At 41.8% G+C, this 14,078-nt stretch carries 15 protein-coding genes; 7 read left to right on the top strand and 8 right to left on the bottom strand.

Annotated features, from left to right (window positions below; genetic code table 11):
• Positions 1–221: 221 nt before the first annotated feature.
• Positions 222–893, bottom strand: a complete 672-nt coding sequence (locus tag AC0OMA_RS08075) for a YkyA family protein (protein WP_322839596.1) — start codon at positions 891–893, stop codon at positions 222–224.
• Between the two features lie 213 nt (positions 894–1,106).
• Between AC0OMA_RS08075 and AC0OMA_RS08070 the strand changes: the two genes are divergently transcribed.
• Positions 1,107–1,265: a YjcZ family sporulation protein gene (locus tag AC0OMA_RS08070; protein WP_003232317.1), complete on the top strand. Its 159-nt coding sequence runs from the start codon at positions 1,107–1,109 to the stop codon at positions 1,263–1,265.
• Positions 1,266–1,374: 109 nt separating this feature from the next.
• On the top strand, positions 1,375–1,929 hold the full coding sequence (gene def / locus AC0OMA_RS08065) for a peptide deformylase (protein ID WP_322839595.1): 555 nt from the start codon (positions 1,375–1,377) through the stop codon (positions 1,927–1,929).
• Between the two features lie 34 nt (positions 1,930–1,963).
• Here def and AC0OMA_RS08060 read toward each other — a convergent pair whose 3' ends face one another.
• Positions 1,964–2,737, bottom strand: coding sequence for a Cof-type HAD-IIB family hydrolase (locus AC0OMA_RS08060; RefSeq protein WP_322839594.1), 774 nt, complete (start codon positions 2,735–2,737; stop codon positions 1,964–1,966).
• Between the two features lie 385 nt (positions 2,738–3,122).
• On the opposite strand from AC0OMA_RS08060, the gene rnpZA reads away from it, so the two are divergent.
• Positions 3,123–3,332: an RNA polymerase subunit omega 1 gene (rnpZA, locus tag AC0OMA_RS08055; RefSeq protein ID WP_003222303.1), complete on the top strand. Its 210-nt coding sequence runs from the start codon at positions 3,123–3,125 to the stop codon at positions 3,330–3,332.
• 5 nt (positions 3,333–3,337) lie between these two features.
• Positions 3,338–5,005: a ribonuclease J1 gene (gene rnjA / locus AC0OMA_RS08050; protein WP_003245660.1), complete on the top strand. Its 1,668-nt coding sequence runs from the start codon at positions 3,338–3,340 to the stop codon at positions 5,003–5,005.
• A 32-nt stretch (positions 5,006–5,037) separates the two neighbouring features.
• Here the strand turns inward: rnjA and ade are convergent, their stop codons facing one another.
• The 5 genes from ade to abhA all read right to left on the bottom strand — a co-directional run bounded on the left by ade (position 5,038) and on the right by abhA (position 10,252).
• Complete coding sequence (gene ade, locus AC0OMA_RS08045; protein WP_047182560.1) at positions 5,038–6,771, bottom strand: adenine deaminase; 1,734 nt, start codon at positions 6,769–6,771, stop codon at positions 5,038–5,040.
• 155 nt (positions 6,772–6,926) lie between these two features.
• Positions 6,927–7,592: a Ktr system potassium transporter KtrC gene (gene ktrC / locus AC0OMA_RS08040; protein ID WP_003222311.1), complete on the bottom strand. Its 666-nt coding sequence runs from the start codon at positions 7,590–7,592 to the stop codon at positions 6,927–6,929.
• 62 nt (positions 7,593–7,654) lie between these two features.
• Entirely contained in the window at positions 7,655–8,482 is an 828-nt protein-coding gene (locus AC0OMA_RS08035; RefSeq protein ID WP_047182559.1) for a gamma-glutamylcyclotransferase family protein, read from the bottom strand.
• Between the two features lie 15 nt (positions 8,483–8,497).
• Positions 8,498–9,784 (bottom strand): two-component sensor histidine kinase KinC, encoded by a 1,287-nt coding sequence (gene kinC / locus AC0OMA_RS08030; RefSeq protein WP_024572114.1) that lies wholly within the window; start codon positions 9,782–9,784, stop codon positions 8,498–8,500.
• A 189-nt stretch (positions 9,785–9,973) separates the two neighbouring features.
• Positions 9,974–10,252, bottom strand: coding sequence for a transcriptional regulator AbhA (gene abhA / locus AC0OMA_RS08025; RefSeq protein WP_003244728.1), 279 nt, complete (start codon positions 10,250–10,252; stop codon positions 9,974–9,976).
• Positions 10,253–10,535: 283 nt separating this feature from the next.
• On the opposite strand from abhA, the gene mreBH reads away from it, so the two are divergent.
• The 3 genes from mreBH (at position 10,536) to AC0OMA_RS08010 (ending at position 13,120) form a co-directional block, all read left to right on the top strand.
• A complete protein-coding gene (gene mreBH / locus AC0OMA_RS08020) occupies positions 10,536–11,543 on the top strand; it encodes a cell shape-determining protein MreBH (protein ID WP_003245743.1) in 1,008 nt (335 codons plus the stop codon).
• Between the two features lie 100 nt (positions 11,544–11,643).
• A complete protein-coding gene (locus AC0OMA_RS08015; RefSeq protein ID WP_003238865.1) occupies positions 11,644–11,778 on the top strand; it encodes a protein YkpC in 135 nt (44 codons plus the stop codon).
• Between the two features lie 109 nt (positions 11,779–11,887).
• Complete coding sequence (locus tag AC0OMA_RS08010) at positions 11,888–13,120, top strand: aminopeptidase (RefSeq protein ID WP_015383558.1); 1,233 nt, start codon at positions 11,888–11,890, stop codon at positions 13,118–13,120.
• Between the two features lie 33 nt (positions 13,121–13,153).
• On the opposite strand, the gene AC0OMA_RS08005 is transcribed toward AC0OMA_RS08010, so the two are convergent.
• Entirely contained in the window at positions 13,154–14,065 is a 912-nt protein-coding gene (locus AC0OMA_RS08005) for a ketopantoate reductase family protein (protein WP_251218379.1), read from the bottom strand.
• Positions 14,066–14,078 lie beyond the last annotated feature (13 nt).

The following is a 14,078-nucleotide window of genomic DNA, read 5'->3' as shown; positions in this document are numbered from 1 at the left end:
CCGCTTAACATGGATTAGTTTACACCAAATAAAGAAGAACCGTCAATCGTTTTCATCGCTGATTTTCAATAAATGTATTCGCTTTACATTTTCAACAAAAAAACAGATGCCAACCGCACCCAAAACTGTACTAGTATACCTCACTATACTGTACTACAATAGAAATGAAAATTTTGAACGAAATCCGAATCGCATTTCATTCAAAAAAAGAGCTGATCGAGTCAGCTCTTTTTCACACGATAGCCTGCAGCATCATATAAATCTTCCCGGGCTTTATTATATTTTTCGGTTTGTTCATTAAATTCTCCGCTATATTTAAGGATCTTTTCATAAGAAGCATTGACTTTATCGATCTGCTGATCCAGACCATCTCTTGTCAAATCTTTGTCTTTCAGCTGCATATACAGTTTTTTATTAAGCTCAAGCGCTTTTTTATACTCTTTATACATGGTGCCATATGATGTATATCTTTTCTCCATATGGTTTGCTGCGGCATCGGCCTTTTCTTTTATGTCTTTTTCCTTAATATGTTCCGCTGACGTTTTTGCTTCCTCAAATTCTGTTTCCGATTTTTTCATGCTGTCATTTTCAAGCTTTAGGTGTTCTTCGCGCTTGCTGACATTTTCAAGCGCCTTATTAGATAAAGCAACAATTTTTTTATAATCATCCATATTGAGCTTCATAACACTATCGTAAAGCTGATTTTCTTTGGCCTCTAATTCTTTGAGTGTTTTTTGTTCTTCTTGAAACGGCTTTTCCGATTCCGCGGCTTTTTCTAATGAATGATGAAGTGAATCAACCGGGTCCTGTCCCATGCATCCTGTTAATATCAGTGCCATGGCACAAAAAGCTCCGATCTTCATTCCAGGCCGCCGTTTTATTGCGTCTTTCACGTTAAATCCCCCAATCTTGACAATTTCTACTATAGAATCCATGGGGACATTTGGCAATAGTCGTGCTGTATTAATGCAATACTGAAATTAAATCAAAAAAGTGAAAAATCAGGACAGATGACCATACAATTTTTTTGTTTTTACATAGGTTATATTAGACGCTATGCCTACTTATAAAGGCTCTGGCGTAATTAAAAGAGGAGGTTATGTAATATGTATGGATATGGTTACGGCGGAGGCTGCTGCAGTTATGGTGGTTACGGATATGGTGGCTGCGGATATGGCTACGGCCGCACCTTTGCGCTAATCGTTGTTTTATTCATTCTGTTAATCATTGTCGGAGCTGCTTATTTAGGCGGAGGCTGTTGCTAACCACACAGCATGAAATTGACCAGCCATATACGGCTGGTCATTCGTTTCGTTGCACCTTTGTGAAGAAATCCGATATAATTTACATATTAAGCTTTAGGAGTGAAGTTTCTTGATTACTATGGAAAACATCGTACGTGACGGCCATCCAGCCCTCAGAGAGACTGCCGAACCTGTTTTTCTGCCTCCAACTGAGGCAGAAAAACAGCAGCTGGCCGACATGATCGAATTTGTTAAAAACAGCCAAAATCCGGAATTAGCCGAAAAATACAAGCTGCGCCCTGGCGTAGGACTCGCAGCTCCTCAAATTAATATCAAAAAACGAATGATCGCCGTTCATGCGGAAGATGCTTCCGGTAAATTATACAGCTATGCTCTGTTTAATCCTAAGATCGTCAGCCATTCAGTTGAAAAAAGCTACTTAACAAGCGGCGAGGGCTGCCTCTCTGTAGATGAAGCGATTCCCGGTTATGTTCCCCGCTATGCTCGCATCAGAGTAAAAGGAACAACACTAGAAGGCGAAAATATTGATATTCGTTTAAAAGGATTTCCGGCTATTGTGTTTCAGCATGAGATCGATCATTTGAACGGCGTTATGTTCTATGATCATATTGATAAGGAAAATCCTTTCAAAGAACCTGAAAATGCAATCGCAATTGAGCGCTAATAGAAAAACGGCTGGCACAATGCCAGCCGTTTCTTTATTTTAAAAGGCCCAATTCTTTGACAGCGTATGCAATTCCATCCTCGTCCACCGGCTTTGTTACAAAGTCCGCGATTTCTTTCAGTTCGGGAACAGCATTTCCCATAGCAACGCCTGTCCCTACATATTCAATCATTTGCAGATCATTTAATCCGTCGCCGAAAGCATATGTATCGCCGATATCAAACGGAAGACGCTCAATCACTTTTTTGATTCCTTCTGCCTTCGAACCTCCGTGCGGCAGAACATCAGTCGATAGCTCATGCCAGCGAACTAGATCAAACTCAGGAAAAGCGGCATAGGCTTTTTCTTCTTCATCCTGACAAAATAAAAGAAGCTGAAAAATTTCTTTCCCTTCATAAAAAAGGTCATCGGTCTCTGGGTAATCGGTTTTAAGGCTGCCGATTCCCTCGAGAACATGAGGGTGATCCGCAACAGTCGCTTTCATCGTGTCCTCAGCCATAAACACAACAGGATGCTTGCCTTCATCCGCCTGCTTTAATAATCGCCTAATTGCATCTTCAGACAGCGGATTTTTATAAATCACTTGATTTTCAAAGACAACAAACTGTCCATTGTAGGAAATAAATGAGTGGATGCCCAGCTCCTCCAAAATCGGCTTAACCAAAAATGGAGACCGGCCGCTGGCAATAAACACATGATGCCCTTGGCGCTGCAGCTCCGCCACGGTTTTTCTCGTACTTTCCGGTATATTCTTATCATGATCATATATTGTGCCGTCAATATCAAAAAAGATTAATTTAGAATCCATCGCAACTTCCCCTTTATCGTCTTGGTCTGCAATTCCCACCCTCATCATACAAAAAGATTGTCATTCAGCAAACAATTTCGTTCAAAAATCATATTAAATTCCATTAATAACCACGAAAAGTCTTCCTCAATCTCCGTATACTATTTTTATAAAAGAACTCTGGGACAAATATTTTAATAAAGGAGGAACTGGCTAATGCTGCGTAAATTAAGAAAAAAACTCAGAAGACAATGGAACGGAATGCTCCGCAAGAAAGCAATTGCCTGACAAGGGATCTTTCACTTTTTGAGAGATCCTTATTTTGCTCAAGGCTTTCCTTATATTCCGTTTTCGAATATAATAGAATGAGCGAGTCTAACATACGGCATTTAAGGAGAGATTTGGAATGATTTATAAGGTATTTTATCAAGAGAAGGCTGACGAAGTACCTGTTCGGGAAAAGACAGATTCACTTTATATTGAAGGCGTATCTGAGCGTGACGTCAGAACAAAGCTGAAAGAAAAGAAATTTAATATTGAGTTTATTACACCTGTTGATGGTGCATTCTTAGAATATGAACAACAGAGCGAAAATTTTAAAGTATTGGAGTTATGAGCGGTATGAAATTTGTAAAAAATGATCAGACTGCTGTTTTCGCCCTCGGAGGTTTGGGCGAAATCGGTAAAAATACGTACGCGGTGCAATTCCAGGATGAAATTGTACTGATTGATGCGGGGATCAAGTTTCCCGAGGACGAACTGCTCGGAATTGACTACGTCATCCCTGATTATACGTATTTAGTCAAAAACGAAGATAAAATTAAAGGGCTTTTTATCACCCACGGGCACGAAGATCACATCGGCGGTATTCCATACCTGCTCAGACAAGTGAATATTCCTGTATACGGCGGAAAACTCGCGATCGGCTTACTTCGGAATAAACTTGAAGAGCATGGTTTATTGAGACAGACGAAACTGAACATTATCGGCGAGGATGATATTGTAAAGTTCCGCAAAACGGCTGTGTCATTCTTCAGAACAACACACAGTATTCCGGATTCCTACGGCATTGTTGTAAAAACGCCGCCCGGAAACATCGTACATACTGGGGATTTCAAATTCGACTTTACTCCAGTCGGCGAGCCGGCAAACTTAACGAAAATGGCCGAAATCGGTAAAGAAGGCGTTTTGTGCCTTCTTTCAGACAGCACAAACAGTGAAAATCCGGAGTTTACTATGTCTGAGCGCCGTGTAGGAGAAAGCATTCATGACATTTTCCGCAAGGTGGACGGCCGAATTATCTTCGCTACATTTGCGTCGAATATTCACCGCTTGCAGCAGGTAATTGAAGCTGCTGTACAAAATGGAAGAAAAGTTGCCGTATTTGGACGCAGTATGGAATCGGCTATCGAAATTGGACAGACACTCGGTTATATTAACTGTCCTAAAAATACGTTTATTGAGCATAACGAAATCAATCGTATGCCTGCTAATAAAGTAACAATTTTATGTACAGGAAGCCAAGGGGAACCAATGGCGGCGTTATCAAGAATTGCAAACGGCACACACCGCCAAATTTCAATCAATCCTGGGGATACAGTCGTATTTTCTTCATCCCCTATCCCAGGCAACACAATCAGCGTGAGTCGAACAATCAACCAGCTGTATCGTGCGGGTGCTGAGGTTATTCACGGCCCTCTTAACGATATCCATACATCCGGTCACGGCGGACAGGAAGAACAGAAGCTGATGCTTCGTTTAATCAAGCCTAAATTCTTCATGCCGATTCACGGTGAGTACAGAATGCAAAAGATGCATGTCAAGCTTGCAACAGATTGTGGCATCCCAGAGGAAAACTGCTTTATCATGGATAATGGTGAAGTATTAGCGCTTAAAGGCGATGAGGCTTCAGTTGCAGGAAAAATCCCGTCCGGTTCAGTGTACATTGACGGAAGCGGTATCGGTGATATTGGCAATATCGTACTTCGTGATCGCAGAATTCTCTCTGAAGAAGGACTTGTCATCGTTGTTGTCAGCATTGACATGGACGACTTCAAGATTTCAGCGGGTCCAGATTTGATTTCCAGAGGATTTGTGTACATGAGAGAATCTGGCGACTTGATCAACGACGCTCAAGAGCTCATTTCAAATCACTTACAAAAAGTAATGGAACGAAAAACGACTCAATGGTCTGAAATCAAAAACGAGATTACAGACACTCTTGCGCCTTTCTTGTACGAAAAAACAAAGCGCCGTCCAATGATCCTGCCGATCATTATGGAGGTTTAAAAAAGAGGCACTCCCTAAGGGAGTGCCTCTTTTTATTGCAGTGATATGTGTTGAAATGATTTTACATCGAATAATCCCTTAGTCGTCATTTTAATATCAGGAATGACAGGCAACGCTAAAAACGACAATGTCAAAAATGGATTAAATCCGCCTGTGAAACCGATTAACGGCAATTTATCATGCAGCGTCAGCAAGCTTTGATTCACTTGCTCTGCAGATTGGTCGGATAATAACCCTGCAATCGGTAGCGGTACTGAATGGAGCTCTTCCCCATTTTTTATAATCGTTAATCCTCCGCCAATTTCCTGCAGCTTATTAACTGCCGCCGCGATATCCTCATCATTCGTTCCGACGGCAATAATATTATGGGAGTCGTGTGAAATGGTTGTGGCAATCGCTCCGCTCTTGAATCCAAAACCTTTCACAACACCAAGTCCGGTTTCTTTTAATCCTTTATGCCGCTCGACAACTGCAATCTTTAACAAATCAAACTCAGTGTCAGGCTCAAATTCGCGGGCATCAGGAGCCGGAACTTGTACTAATCGTGTTTCAAGCTGATTTGGTATGATTTGAATGGCATTGATCTGCTGCTCTGAATTGATTGGCATATGAAAATCCTGTTTGTTAAGAGGAGCAGCAAGCTTAACAGAATCAAGCAGTGCCTGATCTGGTGCTGCAGTTGAAGCATGATCCTGATAGACCGCTTTGCTGTCTTCAGCAACAGTCTGCCCTTTTACCATCGTCATTGTGACAGTGACATTTTCCAGATCAGATACAAAGAGCAAATCAGCGTCAAAACCCGGGGCAATCGCTCCCTTTGTATCTAATCCATAGCATTCGGCTGCATTGAGGCTTCCTAGCTGATAGGCTAAAAACGGATTAAGTCCGGCTTGAATCGCCATTTTTACCTGATGGTTTACACTTCCCTCTGACAATAAATCATCCACATGCTTATCATCCGTACAGAAAAAGAACCGGCGTGCGTTCTTTTCATTTACCGCCGGCAGCACATTGAGCGTGTTTTTGGCGACTGATCCTTCACGCATCATGACATACATGCCCCTTCTGATACGATCAAGGGCTTCTTCCTTCGATGTTACTTCATGGTCATTTAAGACAAATGCGGTTCTGTAAATGTTAATGAGGTCTGTTGATAAACCAGCTAAATGACCGTCTATCCTTTTTCCTGCAACACGGGCATCGAGCAGTTTCTGAACCATGTCTTCTTCAGCCTGATGAACCGACACATAATCCATAACTTCAGCCAGCCCTAATACTTCTTCTTCTTCATAAAAAGGCTTGAGATCGGCAGCTTTGAGAATTGCGCCTGATCGCTCAAAACTTGCGGCAGGCACACTGGAAGGAAGCATAAAATGGATATTCAGCGGTGTATGCCGAGCTTGTTTAAGCATAAACACAATCCCTTTTTCACCAGACACATTCGCGATCTCATGAGGATCTGTAACAACCGTCGTCACGCCATGAGGCAACACTGCTTTAGCGAACTCAATCGGTGTAACCATTGATGACTCAATATGTACATGTCCATCAATAAAACCCGGAACAATCATTTGTCCCTCTGCATCAATAGTATTTTCGCCTTCATACTCACCGAGGCCTACAATAACTCCATCTGTAATCGCAATATCTTCATATATCCATTCTTGATTATATACGTCCATGATTTTTCCGTTCTTAATGACGATATCAGCTTTTTGTCTTTTGGCTGAAGCATTCAGCCTATTGACTAGCGCTTCTTTATTCAAATAGGCCCCTCCTCTTTTTTATTATATGGTACAATATGCTATCGGAACGCCTGTGCTTAGTCAATGAAATTTTAAGAAATTGGCGCTCAGTTCATTAAAGTTGTTATATTCTGATAATACGAAAAACCGCCCTTTGAGGACGGCTTATTTGACTGCTATTTAGTATGAAGAACTCTTTTTTCGAAACGGGAGATATCTGTAACTGATCCAATAACAATGAGTATATCTTCTTGGTGGATGACTTCGGTTGCAAGCGGTGATACGATGACTTCCTTGCCCCTTTTTATGGCTACGATGTTAATACCGTATTTTGCGCGAATATCTAAATCGAGAAGTGTATTTCCAGCCAGACGGCTGTTGGCTACGATTTCAACAAGACTATGCTCTTCAGACAGCTCCAAATAGTCAAGTACATTGTTGGACACGATATTATGCGCAATTCGTTTTGCCATATCGCGTTCCGGGTGGACGATGTGATCCGCGCCAATTTTAGACAGCACTTTTTCGTGATAATCGTTCTGCGCTTTAACTGTAATCGTATGGACGCCAAGTTCTTTCAGAATGAGTGTCGTTAAAATACTCGCTTGAATATTTTCCCCGATTGCTACAATAACGTGGTCAAAATTTCGCAGGCCTAAATTTTTCAGGACAGATTCGTCTGTCGAATCACCGATAACTGCGTGAGATGCAATCTTGGCATACTCGTTAACTTTATCTTCATCGATATCCATTGCCATAACCTCGACGCCTTCTTCGCTTAATGCTTTGCAAATACTGCCACCAAAACGGCCCAGCCCAATTACCGCAAATTCTTTTTTCATCGTGGTGCTCCTTTATATGACATGATATTGATCAAATTTTATCATATTCTTTTGTTACAGTGTTATCCTTTTGGCAGCGAATTCATATGCCGCTTGAGCTTTTCAGTAAACTCAGGCGACAAATACAGCTCCGCTCCGCGTTCGATTTCAATCTGATAGTGCTGAGGCGGGGCAATTTCCGCTTCTTTTTGGAGGACGAGAAAGGTTAAGCAGTCTTTATAGTGCCTACCGCCAGCTTCAACGTCTACAAATGCCGGCCGATACGTAAGAGATTCGACGCCCTCCCTTTTATATAGATAGGAGAGAGCAGAATAAGGAATACGGTATAAAACGCCTTCTGTTGTTCCTCCGTCTTCCAACATGTCCGCTCTTGAACCGTCATCCCTTTTTAGCGTGAAGCGGGTTGTGTATCCTTTTAAAACAGCTCTTCCTACTGGATCTTGAAAATAGTGATCGACTCCCGCTTTTTGAAAGCGGGCATTATCCATGCATGATCCATAGGCAAAATAATAAATGGGATTTTTCGATTTGCTGATCATCTGATGTTCTTTCCAGTCGCCGCTGCTTATTTTCGTAAAACCGGCACACCCTTCTTTGTTCATAAAATAAATAAGTGCATTTTTAATCCCGACATCCGTTACTACAAACACCGTTTGTTTATGATATCCTTGAAAAAATTGATCGAGCTTATGTATACACAATTCATCTGCTTCATATACTTCGCCGTATATATAGCCTTCACCATTTAAAACAGCTGTGGGCCCCTCTTTTGCAGCAAACAAACTTCCCTTTGTTCTCGCCTGCTCATTGATACATGCCGATTGTGCCAGCAAATGATGGTTTTTTTCATGCTTTCTTAATGTCCCGTATACAAACAGAAGCGAGCTCACTTTATTTTTCTCCTCTCAGCTGTCTGATTTTAAAGGCAAAACCACTTGAAAGACGCTGCCTTTTCCAGCTTCACTTTCGATTTTCAATTCCCCGTCATGTTCCTTCAGGATTCTCAAACAAATGGGAAGTCCCAGTCCAGTGCCCTTTTCTTTTGTTGAATAAAAAGGTTTGCCAATCTGCTTCAGCTTTTCCTGCGGCATGCCGTTTCCTTCATCCTTTACGCTTATCACTGCATGAGAGGCGGTTTTAGCAGTTGAAATGGTTACGACACCGCCCTTTGGCATTGCCTCAATTCCGTTTTTAATGATGTTGATAAAGACCTGCTTCAGCTGATTTTCGTCTCCATTAATCATACAGCCATCTGTCTCTTTGAAATTTTTCTCTATGACGATATTGGACAGAATTGCATTGGTATCAAGCAATGTCGTGACTTGTTTCAAGATCTCATTAAGCTGGTGTGTTTTAAATGTGATTGCCTGCGGTTTTGCAAGCAGCAGCAGCTCGCTGAGCACTAAATCGATTCTTTTAATCTCTGAAAAGATGATGTCAAAATAGTCTTTTCTGTCCGGATATTGTGTTTTCATAATCTGGAGGAAACCGCTGACAGATGTTAAAGGGTTTCTGACCTCATGAGCAATACCTGCGGCAAGTTCACTTGTGATTGATAGTTTCTGGGATTCCCTCGCCAGCCGTTCATTAATCTCAATGAGCTCATCTTCAGCCTCTTTCCGCTCAGTGATATCTGACATTGTACCCAGGCTGCCTGTAAATTGGTCATCCCGATCATAGTAAAGTTTATAATGAACTTCTCCCCAAAAAATCGTGCCGTTTTTTGTCACGTATTTTGCCGTAAACATGCCAGAAGACGCTTTGTTTTGGATTTGGGTGTTAATGTGGTCGGCTACATGCTTTTCTTTTATGAAGTAATCGTTATACATTGTTCCCATACATTCACTGATTGAAAAGCCGGTTATTGATGCCCACGCTTGGTTTAAATATGTAATTTCGCCTTTTGCATTCGTTTGAAATACGATTTCCTGCAAATTATCCATGATGCGGTTTTTTTCTTCAGAAAGCTGTTTATACTTCCATTCGTTATCCTTCATTTTCTTAACCAGCTGCTGTTTCTCATCAATATAATAAGCCAGCATCCATACACTTACCAGCGTGACTGCAGTATACACAATATCAACAGGCCAATTAATCGGATTTTTGCCTATATAATAAAATAAATAATCCCAAAACATTATAAAAATCATTGCCAAAATGATGGAAATGATACGAGCTTGATATTTTCTCATATGACCACCTGCCGCTTGTGTTTCTCTACTTATTGTACCATTCTTCGACAAATAATTGAGTAAAATATGTAAAGTATCCCAAATCATTCATTACCAAATATCTTGATGTCTTATCTTAGGCGGCGGTAATCAAAAATTGGCACGCAAAAAAGGCGGAGATGATATCGCTCCGCCTTTTTTAGCATGATTTTATTCTTTTAAAGCGGCTTGAATTTCTTCGAGAAGCAGCTGTGCACCCTCAGGGCTTAGCGTAATTTTACCGTTGCCGTATTCTTTATTTTCTGAAGTGATTTCTCCAGTCATTAAACAAACGCCATGAGGTTTGTACTTTTTCAAGATAATTTTATCTCCGTCAACAAAAAACTCAATGCTGTCTTTTATGGCAATATCCAATGCCCGTCTCAACTCAATCGGCATGACAATGCGGCCTAATTCATCTACTTTTCTCACAACACCTATTGATTTCATAAAAACCCTTCTTCCTTTAAATGTTTCTTTTCTCATGTAATGTTTTAAGGATGTACCTCAATATATCGTAGACGAATGAAACTTTGAAAAAGTTTCCCGCTTTCTATAAGAATTACAAGATATTTTTTCCATAAAACCGAAAAATGTATTACTTCTGTTACACAGTTCCTTGATTTTTTACAAAAACATTTCTTTACCGACGCACACCCCCAAAAATCGCAGTATTTCTGAGAAACTTTAAATGTAGAATCATATTAAATTAGGATAGAGATTGGGTGAAAACATGTTTCAATCAACTGAAATCGGGATTGACTTAGGAACAGCTAATATACTTGTTTACAGCAAAAATAAAGGGATTATCCTAAATGAACCATCTGTTGTCGCAGTGGATACGACGACAAAAGCAGTGCTTGCAATCGGAGCTGACGCGAAAAACATGATCGGTAAAACACCGGGAAAAATTGTCGCTGTCAGACCGATGAAAGATGGCGTGATCGCAGACTATGATATGACAACTGATCTGTTAAAGCACATTATGAAAAAAGCCGCAAAAAGCATCGGCATGTCGTTCAGAAAACCGAACGTAGTCGTTTGCACACCGTCAGGCTCAACAGCAGTAGAACGCCGCGCCATCAGTGACGCGGTGAAAAATTGCGGCGCGAAAAACGTTCATTTAATCGAAGAGCCAGTCGCAGCCGCCATCGGAGCGGATTTACCGGTTGATGAGCCGGTTGCCAATGTGGTAGTAGATATCGGCGGAGGGACGACAGAGGTCGCTATTATTTCCTTCGGCGGCGTTGTTTCCTGCCATTCTATCAGGATCGGCGGAGACCAGCTTGATGAGGATATCGTTTCTTTCGTCCGTAAAAAATACAATTTGCTGATCGGCGAACGCACAGCTGAGCAGGTAAAAATGGAAATTGGCCATGCTCTGATTGAACATATACCAGAGGCAATGGAAATTCGGGGACGCGACCTCGTGACAGGTCTTCCAAAAACCATTATGCTTCAATCCAACGAAATTCAAGATGCAATGCGTGAATCCCTCCTGCATATTCTTGAAGCCATCAGAGCGACACTTGAGGACTGTCCGCCTGAATTGAGCGGAGATATTGTTGATCGCGGCGTTATTTTAACAGGCGGCGGCGCGCTCCTTAATGGAATTAAAGAATGGCTCACAGAAGAGATTGTCGTGCCTGTACACGTGGCGCAAAACCCGCTTGAATCTGTAGCAATCGGCACAGGCCGTTCTTTAGAAGTGATTGATAAGCTGCAAAAGGCAATTAAATAGTCTTTACCCGCAAAATTCTCACACGCGGCAAATTTCTTGCTTCTTTTTTCCTCACTTCCTTCATATTGTGGGAAATGGAGAAACGTTAAGGAGGAAACAGATGCTAAGAGATTTAGGAAGAAGAGTAGCGATCGCAGCCATTTTAAGCGGAATTATTCTTGGAGGCATGAGCATTTCTTTGGCAAATATGCCCCATTCGCCTGCAGGCGGCACTGTAAAACTGAATCATCCATAATATTGAATAAACCCAAGACGTGTCGTTTTGGGTTTTTCACTTTGGGCTCCTTCTTTCCTTTATAGGATCATATTTGATATGATGAGAAAAAAGCTTGGAGGAATGATTCATGGATTCATTTTCACAGAAATTAAATATATATGCACAGCTGGCGGTAGAAGTCGGTGTTAATGTCCAAAAAGGCCAGTATGTAGTCGTAAATGCTTCAACAGACGTCCGGGATTTTGTCCGTTTAATTGTAAAACACGCATATGAAAAGGGCGCAAAAAACGTCACCGTGAATTGGCAGGATGACGAAGTCGCCAAATTAAAATACGAACTAGCGCCGTTTGAAGCATTTGAAGAATATCCTGAATGGGAAGCAAAAGGCAGAGAAGAGCTTGCCAAAAATGGAGCTGCTTTCATTTCTGTTGTGTCTTCAAACCCAGACTTGCTAAAAGGTATAGATTCCAAACGAATTGCGGCATTCCAAAAAGCAGCAGGCAAAGCATTACATACATACAGACAATATATTCAATCAGACAAAGTCAGCTGGACTGTCGTAGGTGCGGCTTCAGCAGGCTGGGCTCACAAGGTGTTTCCTGGCAAATCAGAGGAGGAAGCGATCCACCTTCTGTGGGAAGAAATTTTTAAAGCGACGCGCGTAAATGAAGACAACCCGGTTCAGGCGTGGATCAATCATGACCAAAATCTTCATGAAAAAGTTGACCATTTGAACGAGAGACATTACGCTGCCTTACATTATCAAGCTGAAGGAACTGATTTAACAATTAAGCTGCCTAGGAAGCATGTTTGGGCAGGTGCGGGAAGCGTGAATGAAAGCGGCCATGAGTTTATGGCCAATATGCCGACAGAAGAAGTGTTCACGCTGCCGCAAAAAGACGGGGTTGACGGAGTGGTATCAAGCACAAAACCATTAAGCTACGGCGGAAATATTATTGAAAATTTCACCCTGACGTTTGAAAATGGCCGTATAGTCGACATTAAAGCTGAAAAAGGTGAGGATATTTTAAAAGAACTGGTGGAAACAGATGAAGGTTCTCACTATTTAGGTGAAGTGGCACTTGTTCCTTACGATTCGCCTATATCACAATCAAACATTCTTTTCTATAACACGCTGTTTGATGAAAACGCGTCAAATCATTTGGCGATCGGAAGCGCCTATGCCTTTAATATTGAAGGTGGAAAGCAGATGTCTCGTGAAGAGCTTGTTAAAGAAGGCCTAAATGAAAGCATTACACACGTGGACTTTATGATCGGTTCTAAGGATATGAATATTGACGGAATTACGGCAGACGGGAAAAGAGAGCCTATCTTCAGAAACGGAAATTGGGCTTTTTAAGTAAATAAAAGGAGGCTTTTCCGCCTCCTTTTTTTATTTTTCTGCTTCATACATTTGCAGATTCGCATAAACGGTTTCTAATACTGGTGCAGCGAGAGATAAACGTTTAGCTTTTTCAAGCAAAAATCCATGCAGGTGGTCGCCTTCTGTCGTTTGGCCGTTTTCCATATCCCGAAGCATGGAGGACTTCATATGATAAGACATGCTGGTCATCGTACGAAAGCTCTCTTCCTCAAGATCCGGATCAGCCGGAACACCTTCTTTTCGTAAAACAGCGCAAATTTCCCCAATAAGAGTTTGGGCCGTGTGACGTCCGGCTTCTGTGGCGAGGATTGGGCCAAGCGGTCGTTGAAATAACGTTGTGATCCCCGCTTGCGCTGCAATAAAGAGATACTTTTTCCAAATGTCCTTCTCGATATGCCCGCTAATGATGACTTCAGCCTTCACACCTGAAAATGCCTCTTCAAGCGCTCTTATTCGCTCCGTACGCTCGCCGTTCCATTCTCCAAATACAAAACGATGCGATGCGCTCGTATGATGAATTTCTCCTTTGTTGTCTAAAGCACTTTCTATAAAACACAGGCCGCCCAGCACCTGTTCTTTTGAAAATGCCGCAAATAGCTGCTCATAGTGGCGGTACCCATTTAAGAAAGGGATCATGACAGATTCCTGATGGATAAATGGTTTGACATCGTCTATCACTTGGCCAAGCGAGTATGCTTTAGAAGCAATGATAACGACATCAAATTGCCCTGTTTCTCCTGCACTGATTAGTTCGGGCTGAAATGATACATTCCCTTTTTCACTATGGATGACAAGCCCGGTTTCTTTCAGCTGCTCAGCTCTTTTTTGGCGCACAAGAAATGTCACATCATTTCCTTTCTCCGAAAGCCGTGCGCCAATATACCCGCCTACTCCACCTGCTCCGACAACCAAAAATTTCATGTTGTGATCTCCT

Source organism: Bacillus sp. AMCV2, from assembly GCF_056033925.1.
Note: the sequence above shows the minus strand (reverse complement) of the source record. Positions and strands in the feature narration are given on the sequence as shown.

Excerpts from the sequence above, each read along its gene's own strand:
- rnjA (WP_003245660.1), top strand. The coding sequence starts at position 3,338 with ATGAAATTTGTAAAAAATGATCAGACTGCTGTTTTCGCCCTCGGAGGT.
- AC0OMA_RS08070 (WP_003232317.1), top strand. The coding sequence starts at position 1,107 with ATGTATGGATATGGTTACGGCGGAGGCTGCTGCAGTTATGGTGGTTAC.
- abhA (WP_003244728.1), bottom strand. The coding sequence starts at position 10,252 with ATGAAATCAATAGGTGTTGTGAGAAAAGTAGATGAATTAGGCCGCATT.
- kinC (WP_024572114.1), bottom strand. The coding sequence starts at position 9,784 with ATGAGAAAATATCAAGCTCGTATCATTTCCATCATTTTGGCAATGATT.
- ktrC (WP_003222311.1), bottom strand. The coding sequence starts at position 7,592 with ATGAAAAAAGAATTTGCGGTAATTGGGCTGGGCCGTTTTGGTGGCAGT.
- mreBH (WP_003245743.1), top strand. The coding sequence starts at position 10,536 with ATGTTTCAATCAACTGAAATCGGGATTGACTTAGGAACAGCTAATATA.
- rnpZA (WP_003222303.1), top strand. The coding sequence starts at position 3,123 with ATGATTTATAAGGTATTTTATCAAGAGAAGGCTGACGAAGTACCTGTT.
- AC0OMA_RS08010 (WP_015383558.1), top strand. The coding sequence starts at position 11,888 with ATGGATTCATTTTCACAGAAATTAAATATATATGCACAGCTGGCGGTA.
- AC0OMA_RS08005 (WP_251218379.1), bottom strand. The coding sequence starts at position 14,065 with ATGAAATTTTTGGTTGTCGGAGCAGGTGGAGTAGGCGGGTATATTGGC.
- AC0OMA_RS08060 (WP_322839594.1), bottom strand. The coding sequence starts at position 2,737 with ATGGATTCTAAATTAATCTTTTTTGATATTGACGGCACAATATATGAT.
- AC0OMA_RS08015 (WP_003238865.1), top strand. The coding sequence starts at position 11,644 with ATGCTAAGAGATTTAGGAAGAAGAGTAGCGATCGCAGCCATTTTAAGC.